Origin of the sequence: Marinobacter sp. LM1 (genome assembly GCF_042763285.1) — a bacterium.
Lineage (GTDB): Bacteria > Pseudomonadota > Gammaproteobacteria > Pseudomonadales > Oleiphilaceae > Marinobacter > Marinobacter nauticus.
This window is the reverse complement of the sequence record NZ_CP114373.1, coordinates 3,901,613-3,913,509: the sequence shown is the minus strand read 5'-3', so window position 1 is coordinate 3,913,509 and position 11,897 is coordinate 3,901,613. Positions and strand designations below refer to the sequence as shown.

Here is an 11,897-nt window from a genome sequence, read left to right as displayed (position 1 = left end):
CGTGATGTTGCGTTACCAAATCACAGCCGCCCTGATGGGCGGCGTTTTCTGTTTACTGGCTGAGCTCTCCCTGGCGGCGGACACGGTTACCGATCTGGCGGGGCGGACGGTAGAGGTGCCCGAGAGTGTCGAGCGAGTGATACTGGGCGAGAGTCGCTACATTCCGGCCCTTGCCATACTGGAAGGGGAGCAGCTGCCGGATCGCCTTGCCGGGCTGTTGCCGGATTTCGAAATGACGGATCCGGGGGGCTATGCCCAGTATCTGAAAGCGTTTCCCTCGCTCGCGGATATTCCTCGGGTGGGGCATACCTCGGCTGACAGTTTCAGTCTGGAAAGTGTGTTGGCCATGGAGGCAGACCTGGCCATTTTCAGTCTTGAGGGCCACGGCCCCGGTGCCCATAACCGGGCGCTGATTGACAGCCTGCAGCGAGCGGGCGTGGCGGTGGTGTTTGTTGATTTTCGCCAGGACCCGCTGGTCAATACCCCCAGGAGCATGGCTGTTCTGGGTGAGATTCTCGGGCGTCAGGATGAGGCCGAGGTCTTCAACCGGTTCTACCAGCAACAGCTCGCCCGGGTCACCGACGTAGTGGAAGATATTCCGCGAGGCGACTGGCCCAGCGTGTTCCTGCACAGTCGTCTGGGCCGGCATGACAGCTGCTGTGAGACCATGGTGGAGGGCATGATGGGGCACTTCATCAAGGCTGCCGGCGGCAGGAATGTGGCCCAAGGCCGGGTTCCCGGGGTCAGTGGTGTACTCAATCTGGAATACCTGATCAGTGAGCCGCCCCAGCGCTACGTAGCCACGGCCATTGGCTCCCGACGGTATCAGGCGTCCGATACCGACAATGCTTACGTGATGCTCGGGGCCGGTATTGATGAGCAGATGGCCAGGGCATCGCTTGTCCGGGCCACCGACCGCCCGGGACTGCGGGCGGTTAAACCCATCCGAGAGGGTCGGGCCATGGCCATCTGGCACCACTTCTACAATACGCCCATGAACGTGGTGGCGGTCCAGGCTCTGGCCCGGTGGTTTCACCCGGAGGCGTTTGGCGAGCTGAACCCGAACGCGACCCTGGCGGAATTCTACCGGCGTTTCCAGCCAGTGCCGCTCGACGGAGTCTATTGGGTGACAGCCGGGGAGGCCCAGAAATGACGCCAGTGCAGTATAGGCAAGATGCTGGGCTGAAATCGTCTACCACCAGGGTGTCCTCGCTGGCCGATGACTATCGGCGTTTTGTCTGGCGCCGGGTGTTATGCCTGGGAGGGTTGACCCTCGCGGCGATGACGGCACTGCTGGTGGATATTGCCAGCGGGCCGTCGATGTTGGGATTGCTGGATGTGTTCAGAGGACTACTCAACCCTGAGGGTATCGATGCCGGCACCCGCGTGATCATTGAGGATATCCGACTGCCCTACGCGTTGATGGCGGTGGTGGTCGGCGCTTGCCTTGGCCTTGCCGGGGCGGAGATGCAGACGGTACTGAATAATCCGCTGGCCAGCCCGTTTACCCTGGGCGTCGGTGCGGCTGCCACCCTGGGGGCGTCCCTGGTGATTGCCTTCAATATCTCGGTGTTGGGATTGGCGGCCCATGTATTGCTGCCCCTGTCTGCGTTTGTATTTGCCGCAGCCGCCTCGCTGCTGATTCTGGTATTGTCACGCACTCTGGGGGCCTCGGTGCATGCGGTGGTGCTGTTTGGTATTGCCCTGTTATTCGGCATCAACGCAGTGGTGGGCCTGATCCAGTTCATGGCCGATGCCGAGTCGGTTCAGCAGATTGTGTTCTGGACCATGGGTAGCCTGGCTCGGGCCAGTCTGGACAAAGTGGCCATTGTCGCCCTGGTGCTTGCGCTGTGCCTGCCGTTTTCCCTTCGTAATGCCTGGGCCATGACCCTGTTGCGCAGTGGTGAGGAGCAGGCCCGCAGTCTGGGTATCCGGGTGGAGCGCATGCGCCTGGTGGTGCTGATGCGGGTCAGCCTGTTGACCGCGGCGGCCATGTGTTTCGTTGGGGAAATCGGGTTTATCGGCCTGGTGGCGCCCCACATCGCCCGTTTGATGCTGGGTGAAGATCATCGCTTTCTGTTGCCGGGCAGCGCCCTGGCCGGGGCCGTTCTGCTGTCGTTGTCATCCATCGCCAGCAAGCTGCTGGTGCCGGGGGTGGTATTGCCGGTGGGTATTGTGACCGCCCTGGTAGGTATCCCGCTGTTCATCACCCTGATCATTGGCCGCAGCAGGAGGGCCGCGTTGTGACCCTGAAGCTGCAATCCGTGACCGCCGGCTACCGGAACCGATCCGTCTTCACCGGACTTACCCTGCCGGAGATACCCGCAGGCTCCCTGGTGGCCGTGGTTGGCCCTAATGCTGTGGGTAAGTCCACGCTGCTGAAATCCATCGCCGGTCTGCTGCCGATTGCCGGCACCATGACCTTTGCCGGGGAGAATCTGGCGGCGATTACTGCCCACCAGCGCATTCGTCGTGTCGGCTACCTGCCGCAACCACTGCCCCAGGCCATTCCCCTGGTGGCCTACGAAACTGTGTTCAGCGCCTGCCGCTCTGCTCGCGGCGACTGGTCCCGGGAAGAGACCGAGCTGGCGATTGAAGAGATTTTCGACACCCTGGGTATCCGGCAACTGGCGCTTCGGCGACTGTCGGAAATGTCTGGTGGTCAGCGCCAGATGGTAGGGCTGGCTCAGGTACTGGTACGCCAGACGCCATTGATGCTGCTGGATGAGCCCACCAGCGCCCTGGACCTGCACTGGCAGCTCAACGTGCTCAACGCGGTGCGTGACGCCACCAGCCGGACCGGCTCGATTGCCCTGGTGGCCAGCCATGATCTCAATCTGACCCTGCGCTATTGCGACCAGGTTCTGGTGTTGTCTCCCGGCGGCCAGGCCGTGCTGGGCACACCGGCACAGGTACTGACGCCGGAGCTGCTGGCCCAAACCTATGGTATCGAAGCCAGAATCGAACAGTGCTCTCGTGGACACCCCATCGTGCTGGCGGATCGTCCGCTGTCCGCCAGTGTTAGTTGACCCACTGATGTCAAGGAAACTGCCATGCCAACCATGAACGCCCAAGTGGCCACCACCGATCCCGGTCGCCTGATCAATCGCCTGTGCAAACACTTTCGCCACAAGATTGAGGCTGAGTGGACCGGGACCGATGGCAGGCTGACTTTCTCCATTGGTGAATGCCGGCTTGAAGCAGCAGACGGTAAGTTGCTTATGCGGTGCCAGTCACCCACCGAGACGGAGCTGGAGGAGCTGGGCCAGGTGGTAGCTTCCCACCTCATCCGCTTTGCCGGCGATGAGGTGGATGAGGTTCACTGGCAGACGGCCAGCGCCTGAGATTGCGCGTGGTTCTGGCGAACGTTTTGCCGCAACTGGTGAAGATCGCTGCATAGCACCCGGTAGCTGTCCGGGCCGAACCACTCCAGGGAAATGTCCAGTGGGGCCGGATGGGTTTGCGACTGCTGCCAGCCGGCCAGGGTGTCCAGTAGCGGCCGGTAGTCACAGGCACCGTCCAGCACAGGCACCATTCCCTGCCGGGAACCGGCCGGTGAGTAGACATTAGCCGGAGCAAATACGCCGAGCTGATCCCGATGACGGATATTCTTGAAGTGAAAATGTCTGACCCAGGGCGCCATTTGTTGCAGCGCCAGCTTTGGGTCTGCTCCGGCTTCCCAGACATGCAAGGCGTCGAAGTTGATACCCAGGGCCGGGTGATCCACGTCGGTTAGCAACGTCAGCGTGGAGTCGACCGTATCGGCCAGGGTGCCGGGGTGTGTTTCCACCACCAGGGTCAGGCCTTCATCTGCGACGCAACGGGTCAGCGTCTGCAGACGTCGGGTCTGGGCCTGGCGCTGCCCCCGGTCAAGCTCGGCGCTGCCCTGATGGCCGGCAAACGTTCGCACTTTGGGTGCCTGCCAGTGCCGGGCCAGTCGGCAGAGGTCGCGGGTGTAGCGGATGGCCTCCTGTTCACCGCTCTCCAGTGGCAGATAGTCGCTGACCATGGGAATGGCCAGTCCCTGGCTTTTTAGCCAGCGGCCATCCAGGCCGGGTTGTTCTGACAGGTGCCGGGCATGCACGCCCCAGAGTTCAATGCCGTCGAAGCCGGTGGCCCCGGCCCAGGTGGCCAGTTCCGGTAATGACACCAACTGGTGGCGGAACGAGATGGTACACAGGTGGAAGCGGATCATGGTAATACCTCCAGGTCGGACGTCCCGGTGTCGGCGGTAGCGCTGGTGAGATCGGGGTGTTGCTGCTGCCATTCCTGGAACAGTCCCTGTAGGCTTTCCTTGATGGCGAACTCCCGCCGATCCTGCTCGTCCAGCAGCTGCTCGACCCCGGCCAGCAGGGCAGCGTTACCGGACATCACCAGTTTCAGCGCCCGGTACTGGATCTGTGTGTAAGTTTTCACCAGCCGGTCAATGTCCTCGCACAGCGCTTCGAACCACGGATCGCCCTCGGCGGTGCGGCCCTGATCCTCCAGCAGCCAGGCAAAGGCGTGCTCGTAGGCGTACTTGCGAATCGCCATTACTGGAATCTCCCTGAATGCCCGGGGCAGGTTTGCCAGTGGTTGCCTGGCGTCGGGACCGATATGGGCGTGCAGAATCTGCCGCAAGGCATCGGTAAACGGATTGGTCTCCGCTTTCATGCACTGGGCGAAATAAGCGGCTACCGTCTCCGCGGGCGTATGCCGGATGTCCAGGCCATCGAAACAGAAGCCACCGGCAGCGGCCGGGGAGCGGACCGATTCCAGAATCCGGTCTTTGGGCAGCACACCCTCCCAGCGAAAATCCGGGTCCGACATGAACCACTGCTCCGGATCTTCCGTGGCTTCCAACATCACGTAGTGGGGAAACGGGTTCTGGTGGAATTTGTTTTCCCGTTCTGGCAGTCGGTAAAGGTCCAGCATGACCATGACCTGACGATCGGAAGGGCGCGTTTCCACCAGTTCAATCAGCCGGTCGATGTTGGCCTCTTTCGATTGCTGGTGGTTATACCAGGATTCAATGGTGACGCCGTACAGTAGCCGGTACCACTCCCGGAACTGGTCGTGCCGGGTATGGGGCGAGTGGTAGGACAGAACCTGCTCCTCATTGACCGAGAAGTCCGCATCCCATACGCCAAAGTAGAAGGGGCGGTGGTCCACACCGGGGGTGCGTTTGATGATCTCGCAGACACAGCTGACAAAACAGTGCACTTTGATCACAGGGAAACCTCCGGGTTGCCTGTGGCGACCAATAGCGCTTCCAGGTCCTCAACGGTCTCGAGCTGATGGGTCAGCAGCGCTTCTTCAGGTATATGCAGGCCGTATTCCAGTTCCAGGTGTACGATCAGTTGCAACAGCATAATCGAGTCAATAGCCAGATCGGCGTTGAGGCGGGCAGTCGCTGAGAACGCCGAAAGCCGGGCGTTGGGCAGATGGCTTCGAATCACCGCTTCAATGGCTTCGCGGGTGGGAGTGGCTGAACTCATGCCGGCACCTCCCGCTGATCTTTGTGGTTGAGGGATTCAGTTAACAGCCGGCGACTGACCTTGCCGTTCGGGAGCCGGCTGATGCTTTCCACCTGTTCGATCAGTGACGGCACCTGGTGCGGTGACAGTTGGCCCCGGCTCCATTGCCGCAGCTGGTCGGTGTCTATTTCTGAGTCTGCTACAAAGCGCAGGCAAACCCGCTCACCGGCAAAGGTATCCGGTTGCTTGAAGGCCACCGCCTCTCGAATCCCGGGATAGCCAAGAAACACGTCTTCCACGGCCCCCGGATAGACGTTGATGCCGGCAACGTTGATGGTGTCATCGGAACGGGCCAGGAAATGCAGCTGACCCTGCTGGTCGAAATAGCCCAGATCCCTGCTGTGAATGCGCTGTCCGGTGGCTTTAACCGTGATCAGGATTTCATCCGGTTGCCCTGGGGAGCCCCCGGCCTGCACTGACACATGCGATAACGGCAGGCCGAGTTGGCCAGGCTCAGTCACGTCCGGGCTCAGCGCCACGCAGCCGGCTTCCGAACAGCCATATTGCTGGCAAACGCGCAGGCAGCGGTTTCGAAGCTGGTCCAGCACGGGGGCGGGCAGGGGCGCCCCGGACAGCATGACGCTGTGCAGTCTTTGGTTTTCAGGCAGCATCCGTATCAGCAAGCTGACCAGGGTCGGAGAGGCATAGAGCAGATGCTCGGGTACTGCGCGCAGCCTTGCAAGAATAGAACGTGGATTGAGATTGGTGATCACCTGGGGGGCAATCCCCCGCTGCAGGGCTGCCAGCACACCACAGATCAGACCGTAGGAGTGCGTCACCGGGCATGCGACCACCGGTGTCAAGCTCATGGCCTCAGTGAATTGGGCAACATAGGCGGCCAGCTCCCGTTCTATGTCGTGCCAGGGTCGTGTGATGGTTTTGGGGTTGCCCGTGGTGCCGGAGCTGAGCTGAATCAGCTCACCGCCTTCGGCGCAGGCCGTCTTCGCTTTCTCGCGAATGACTTCGGGCGTGACTTCCTGGAGTTGCTCGCCAAACAGCAGGTAGGTGCAGCCCGTGCTCTCGGCCAGGGTTCGGGCCGCAGCATAGGGGGTGCCGGAATGAATGGGCAGCACACTGGCGCCAAGGGGTTTCAGCCAGAGGCACAGGGCCAGCCAGTGGGCGGTGTCCTGCAGGCAGACCGCAAATCGGCAACCGGCCGGCTCCTGAAATTCAGGGCGCTCCTCCAGGCACTGGACTATCTGGTCGCAGTCCGGTTGCGTGTAAGGCATGTTGTCGACATAGAACAAAGGTGCAGTCACGGTAACCTCTTGTGATGGTGATCAATGAAGGGCATCAGGGTGTCGTTGGGGCCCGGGGCCAGGGGATTAGGCACCCGGTGGCGGGGCTGCTCGATGTCTGGCTGAAGTTTGCTGCGTAGCAGCGACTCGGTGAGCGGGTTGGGTTGATCCCATCCCAGGCGATCCAGGCGGGACCTCTGCTCCGGGTGTTGTCGTGCATAGTTGGTCAGGATTGTCCGGACTCGATCCCAGAACCGCGCCTCGTTAAATCCGTAGGCCTCTTCCAGAACCAGCGCGAGCTCACTGAGATTGAAGATAAACAGGGTATCCATCACCAGCTCGCGCAGGGCTTCCGGGTTGCTCATGCGGTAATACTGGTTATCCGGTGCCTGATCGTAGAATGCCTGCCGGGGGCCGAAGTCCGGTTCGGGGGTAGTCCGGGGCAGATAGTCCCGGGCGTACTCGACGCTGTCGTGGAAATCCCGAAGCATCAGTGCTCTCGGCCAGCCGCTGCGCGCCACCAGAAGGCTGTTCTGGGCATGAGCCTCAAGACCGACGCCGTGGGCAGCGAGCATATGCCAGACTGGCAGAATGACAGCCTTGAGCGTGGCCTCCAGCCAGGGAACCAGACCATAGTGCTCCACCCAGGGGTGAATAAAGGGCATGCCGTCTGGCTGCCACTGGAACAGGGCATTTAAGGGGATGGCCTGCTCACCCTCATGAAGCCGGGAGCCGATGCTGGCGCGCCAGATGGCGGCCAGTTCCCCTGCAAGCCCCGAATTATCTGCTCCCTGCTCATCGCCCGCGGCAACGCCCAGGCTGGCGTATTCGGGCATCAGCCGTAGCGGGTAGGTGGTATCAAACAGTGGATCGCCGCCGACAATGGACTCGAGCCAACGACTGATGACAGGAGCCGATGGCACGGAATGGGGCTCCAGATGCCGGCGTGACGAGGTATTGTGAATACCCAAAGGCAGTTTTACGCAGGCTTTCGCTGGCCGGCTGGCATTGAATAGAGACCTGAGCGACTGCCCTGGATGGTAACGGTCTCCCAGAGGCCCCAGGCATTTGATGCCCAGTGCCTCAAGCCGGGCGGCCTCGGGACCCTGACTGAGTTTCTGCCAGTGCCATGGGTGGGTTGGCAGCGCGCCATATTGTTGCCAGTCAACGCCCGCCCGGTGGAATGCTGCCCGCAGCAGATAAGCCTGTTCCTGGCCCAGTTCTGATTGCCAGAAAGCCATGTCTGAAGACGGTAACTGGGAATCCAGGTTGTGTCGGGGAATTGCCACCCAATGAAGCCTGAATCCGGTGCTGGTTTCCGGGCTATAGCGCACCAGATCATCGCCCTGGAATCCGAGTCGGCTCTTGAAGCAGGGATGGTAGGGGTGGCCTTCGTGCAGGGCCCGGTCCAGAGCTTCGCCATGCAGGTTTCGGCGGTCTCTGGAATAACGGGCTTTGCGCAGGGCGTCCAGCCGTCCACTGTTGCTGATCGTGGCCAGCAGCTCCGTCAACAGGGTTTGCTGGTGTCGGTTCGCGGCCGGTAGCTGTGCAACCAGCGCGGTCAGCGAGAGCGACACCGGTCTCTGGTTCCGCTCCAGGATCAGGGAGCTTGTGTCCAGTCTCAGTCGGCCAAAGCCCCGAATACGGGCTCGGCAACGTCCGTGCAGATTGCCAGCCTGGAAGGTCAGCCATTGCCATCCGGTGCGGTTGCGATCGCCCGGATGGTATGCAATCACCCCTTCAAACATCAGGGCTTCAAGCAGCTGCCGGAGCACCCGTTGGGCCGGTAACTCGCTCAGGGCGGTCACCGGTTGCAGTCCTGCCATGGGCGGTTTGGATAAGGCTCTCGGCTCAGGCAACACCATGGCTTACCTCAACTGCAAGGTCGACGGTATTGCCTTTCGGCGTTGTCCGGGTATCGCGGCGGAGTGGGTTGGCAATGCTGGTGTAGACTGCCATCTCCAGCTCTGCATTCAGCTCGTCAACATCGTTGACCCGGGTCAGCAGATTGCCTTTGTAGGGTAGACGGCTGTCTTCCAGTAACGACTTGACGAGCGCCTGTGCCGGGCCATGAAGCCGGCTGTGCTCGGCATGTAGAAAATGTCGGAATTGCTGGATCAACAGGGTTTCCGGTATCAGGTCGTCAATGCCAAAGCGGGCAATTACTGAAAACAGCTGATTTACGATCAGGTAGTAGCAGAACCTGTCGCGGATCATGGCGTCCCGGTAGAACAACTCCGGGGTTTCCTTAAGGTTGGTGCATTGCTCTGTGAGTGGCCCGCGCAAGCTCTCCGAGAGGTAGTAACCCTGATTGTCCCGGTAGTAGTAACAGCGTGGATAGCCCCCGCTGACATCCAGCAGACTGTTCTGCTGATGGGCTTCCAGGGCAATGCCGTGCTCATCATAAAGCCGCAGTGCCGGGCCAATCGCGCATGATAGATACTGCTGGAACCAGTCCCGGCTGACGGCTGTGAGGCTGCGGTTCTCGTGCAATGCCAGGCCCTCGATCAGATCCAGTAACCGGGAATTCCGGCCCGGCAGGGGATCCTGGGTCAGGGCGGCAATGCTGATCACCCCCTGGTCCTGCCCCGGCGGGAAAGGGTTGTTCCGGAAAATCACTTCAAAGCCGCTTTCGGTCAGCCCGGGTAGCATAACGGTCAGATAGGCCGGGTCCTGAAGGATCCGGAAGCCGGGCTCGGCCTCACCAAAACCGGTTTGCCGGAGCAGCCGGGACATAACCACCCCCGCTTTCAGCTCGTGGGCCTTGTTGACCCGCAGCGAGTTGGTCACCTTGACTGGAATGGAGAACTTCAGCATCCATTCAGCTTGCTCGCAGTAAACAGTGCGTACCGATGACGTCGCAGAAAACTCCGGACCAAGCGAGCCCAAGGGGTGAATCAACCCCTGGGCGATGGCGTCCAGCACCCCGGGCTGCGTCATCAACCACTGAGCCTGCAGAGGGTGGGCCGGAATCAGGGCATGGTTGTCCGGCAGGTTCAGGGAGGCTTGACTGTCTTGCAACAGAGATTCGGCCATGGCACTGGCTGGTAAAGGCCCATCAGAATCCTCCAGAACGCAATTCCGATGAACCAGAAAGTAGTGCAGCTGAAAGCGCCCGGTCAGCTCCGGCGCGTAGGCATGCTGCTGCCATTCCGACATCCCCTGGCGGCTCTTGGGGGTGGGATGGGCAGTGTGTCCGAACAACAGAGACTGTTCTGAATCGATAAACCGGTTGGCCAGAAGCCGCGAATCGTTGCGTCTGTGTTCGACGTAACGGACCATGACCCCGTAGCTGTCAGTGAGCCGATGCAGGAATTCCAGTTCCCGGAGTTTTCGGAGCTCGGGCACCATGCCGCCGGATAATGCATAGAGTTCACGGGCCAACAGACACATTGCCTGAAAAGGGTCGATGTCGGCCCAGCAATGACGACCGCTGAGCCACTGACGTACCTTGCCGTAGCGGTGTCGGCCCAGAGCCGAGCGGTAGAGAATGTCGATGGCCAGGCGGGAGCGCTGGCTGTTCAGAGTCAGTTCGCATACCCAGGGCCCCGAAAATCGGCCTGTCGGATCCTGGGTGCGCTGGCTGGCGGTCTGCCAGTCGCCGGGATCAACTTCCTGAAGGTAACCATGCAGGAAAGCCTGAAAACTTGCCTGTTCGGCAATTGCCCGGGCAGACGGTCCCATGTCGACGCTCCAAATTCCTGAATTTGGAGTAAATCTAAATGAGAATCTGTTGCATGTGAAATGGTTTTACATTTTTTACAATTAGCCGGGAGCGGTGATCACCCGCTGCGGCCGGAAGCGTAAAAACAGGGCTATTGCGAGGCCAAAGGTGAGCCATTCCGCCAGTGGCAGTGCCAGCAGTAGCGGCCATTCCGGCGCAAAGCGGGCAATGCCGACCAGCAGCAACGCGGGCAGCACCAGGCTTCTGGAAAAGGCGACAAGGGCTGAAGGCAGGGCTTTATGCATGGCCGTCAGATACACCGACAGCAGCACGTTGATGCCGTTAACCAGAAACAGCGGCCAAAGGATGGTCAGAAAACGGTCTGCCAGGGCTGCGGTGGCCGGGTCTGCCGTGGTGTCCAGAAACAGGCGGACCACCTGATTCCCAAACAGCCAGACCGTGACCACCAGCGCCAGTGCCAGGCTCAGAATGACGGTGGCCCCGCAGCCCATAAAACGGCGGATACGTTCGGCATTGCCGGCCCCCAGGTTGTGGCTGATCAGCACGTGCATGGCGTCCGAAATACCATAGAACACCATCAGGCTCAGGAAGATCAGATAGTTCACCACGGTAAAGGCGGCTACCCCCGCCACGCCCTGAGTGGTCATCAACAGCCAGTTGATCAACAGCATAACCAGCCCCACCGAGAGCTCGTTGATCCACTCCGAAACGCCATTGGCGAACGCCTGGGGAATTTCCTGCCAGTGTTTTTGCTGAAGCTGGAAGTGAAGCTTGCGTTCCGGCTTGAGAAAGTAACGGGCCAGAACCGCGAATTGCAGTACCTGGGCCAGGCCGGTGGCGATGGCGGCGCCACGTAAACCGTAATCCAGATAGCCCACCAGCAGGGCGTCCAGCAGGATATTGGTGGCGGCTCCTGCGACCAGGGCGGTGGTTGCCAGCCCCGGAAAGCCGTCCACCCGCACGAAGTAGTACAACACCATGGTGACAAGCTGGGCCACCAGCACCCAGATGATCACCAGAAAATACTCGGACATCAGCGGGTAGATGTCGGGCGAAGCACCCAGCACACGATAGATCCCATCATGGAACAAAAAACCCACCAGTGCGCCGGTCAGAGCCAGGGCCAGAGTGGCCATCAGGCACTTGCTGAAGATGGCAGATGCGGCGTCGGTCCTGCCTTCGCCCAGATAGCGGCCAGCCCGAACGGTACCACCAATGGCCAGGGCGAGCGCCATGCCGAATAGCAGGGTAAACCAGGGAATCAGCAGGTTCAGGGCCGCCAGGGCATCTGCGCCGGCGAAGTTGCCAATGAAGACGCCGTCAACGATATTGGCGGTGGTCAGTGCCAGCAACCCCGCCACTGATGGCAGGGCATAGCGGAAGAAAACCGGCCAGAAGGGGCCGGTCAGTATCGGGTTGTCGGAATCCTTGCCGGTCTCTGTGTCCATACTTGCCTCA

The 11,897-nt window shown here is 60.8% G+C and carries 11 protein-coding genes; 4 read left to right on the top strand and 7 right to left on the bottom strand.

Translation table 11 applies throughout. The features are described 5' to 3' along the window. The first annotated feature begins 4 nt into the window (after positions 1 to 4). The 4 genes from OZ656_RS18340 to OZ656_RS18325 are packed head-to-tail and all read left to right on the top strand — an operon-like array spanning position 5 to position 3,344. A complete protein-coding gene (locus OZ656_RS18340; protein ID WP_273031190.1) occupies positions 5 to 1,153 on the top strand; it encodes an ABC transporter substrate-binding protein in 1,149 nt (382 codons plus the stop codon). After that, complete coding sequence (locus tag OZ656_RS18335) at positions 1,150 to 2,247, top strand: iron ABC transporter permease (RefSeq protein WP_273031192.1); 1,098 nt, start codon at positions 1,150 to 1,152, stop codon at positions 2,245 to 2,247. The genes OZ656_RS18340 and OZ656_RS18335 overlap by 4 nt, the downstream gene beginning before the upstream one ends. Continuing rightward, a complete protein-coding gene (locus tag OZ656_RS18330) occupies positions 2,244 to 3,029 on the top strand; it encodes an ABC transporter ATP-binding protein (protein ID WP_273031193.1) in 786 nt (261 codons plus the stop codon). Before OZ656_RS18335 ends, OZ656_RS18330 begins: the two co-directional genes overlap by 4 nt. Before the next feature lie 24 nt (positions 3,030 to 3,053). Then, positions 3,054 to 3,344 carry a DUF2218 domain-containing protein gene (locus tag OZ656_RS18325; RefSeq protein WP_023009524.1) on the top strand — a complete coding sequence of 97 codons (291 nt, stop codon included), beginning with the start codon at positions 3,054 to 3,056 and terminating at the stop codon, positions 3,342 to 3,344. Here OZ656_RS18325 and OZ656_RS18320 read toward each other — a convergent pair. The 7 genes from OZ656_RS18320 to OZ656_RS18290 all read right to left on the bottom strand — a co-directional run bounded on the left by OZ656_RS18320 (position 3,320) and on the right by OZ656_RS18290 (position 11,887). Continuing rightward, a complete protein-coding gene (locus OZ656_RS18320; RefSeq protein WP_288589346.1) occupies positions 3,320 to 4,195 on the bottom strand; it encodes a sugar phosphate isomerase/epimerase in 876 nt (291 codons plus the stop codon). The genes OZ656_RS18325 and OZ656_RS18320 overlap by 25 nt on opposite strands. After that, positions 4,192 to 5,211 (bottom strand): DUF6005 family protein, encoded by a 1,020-nt coding sequence (locus OZ656_RS18315; protein WP_288589344.1) that lies wholly within the window; start codon positions 5,209 to 5,211, stop codon positions 4,192 to 4,194. Before OZ656_RS18315 ends, OZ656_RS18320 begins: the two co-directional genes overlap by 4 nt. Continuing rightward, positions 5,208 to 5,477 carry a phosphopantetheine-binding protein gene (locus OZ656_RS18310; RefSeq protein ID WP_014422799.1) on the bottom strand — a complete coding sequence of 90 codons (270 nt, stop codon included), beginning with the start codon at positions 5,475 to 5,477 and terminating at the stop codon, positions 5,208 to 5,210. The genes OZ656_RS18315 and OZ656_RS18310 overlap by 4 nt, the downstream gene beginning before the upstream one ends. Then, positions 5,474 to 6,775: an AMP-binding protein gene (locus tag OZ656_RS18305; RefSeq protein ID WP_222179574.1), complete on the bottom strand. Its 1,302-nt coding sequence runs from the start codon at positions 6,773 to 6,775 to the stop codon at positions 5,474 to 5,476. The genes OZ656_RS18310 and OZ656_RS18305 overlap by 4 nt, the downstream gene beginning before the upstream one ends. Then, complete coding sequence (locus OZ656_RS18300; protein ID WP_289008433.1) at positions 6,772 to 8,580, bottom strand: IucA/IucC family siderophore biosynthesis protein; 1,809 nt, start codon at positions 8,578 to 8,580, stop codon at positions 6,772 to 6,774. The genes OZ656_RS18305 and OZ656_RS18300 overlap by 4 nt, the downstream gene beginning before the upstream one ends. Before the next feature lie 25 nt (positions 8,581 to 8,605). Then, entirely contained in the window at positions 8,606 to 10,438 is a 1,833-nt protein-coding gene (locus tag OZ656_RS18295) for an IucA/IucC family protein (protein WP_379944777.1), read from the bottom strand. Between the two features lie 81 nt (positions 10,439 to 10,519). Continuing rightward, positions 10,520 to 11,887, bottom strand: a complete 1,368-nt coding sequence (locus tag OZ656_RS18290) for an MATE family efflux transporter (RefSeq protein ID WP_286895771.1) — start codon at positions 11,885 to 11,887, stop codon at positions 10,520 to 10,522. Positions 11,888 to 11,897 lie beyond the last annotated feature (10 nt).

Bases quoted from the DNA above. Each gene is read 5' to 3' on its own strand.
- OZ656_RS18325 (WP_023009524.1), top strand. From the start codon at position 3,054: ATGCCAACCATGAACGCCCAAGTGGCCACCACCGATCCCGGTCGCCTG.
- OZ656_RS18335 (WP_273031192.1), top strand. From the start codon at position 1,150: ATGACGCCAGTGCAGTATAGGCAAGATGCTGGGCTGAAATCGTCTACC.
- OZ656_RS18340 (WP_273031190.1), top strand. From the start codon at position 5: ATGTTGCGTTACCAAATCACAGCCGCCCTGATGGGCGGCGTTTTCTGT.
- OZ656_RS18300 (WP_289008433.1), bottom strand. From the start codon at position 8,580: ATGGCAGGACTGCAACCGGTGACCGCCCTGAGCGAGTTACCGGCCCAA.
- OZ656_RS18320 (WP_288589346.1), bottom strand. From the start codon at position 4,195: ATGATCCGCTTCCACCTGTGTACCATCTCGTTCCGCCACCAGTTGGTG.
- OZ656_RS18295 (WP_379944777.1), bottom strand. From the start codon at position 10,438: ATGGGACCGTCTGCCCGGGCAATTGCCGAACAGGCAAGTTTTCAGGCT.
- OZ656_RS18310 (WP_014422799.1), bottom strand. From the start codon at position 5,477: ATGAGTTCAGCCACTCCCACCCGCGAAGCCATTGAAGCGGTGATTCGA.
- OZ656_RS18290 (WP_286895771.1), bottom strand. From the start codon at position 11,887: ATGGACACAGAGACCGGCAAGGATTCCGACAACCCGATACTGACCGGC.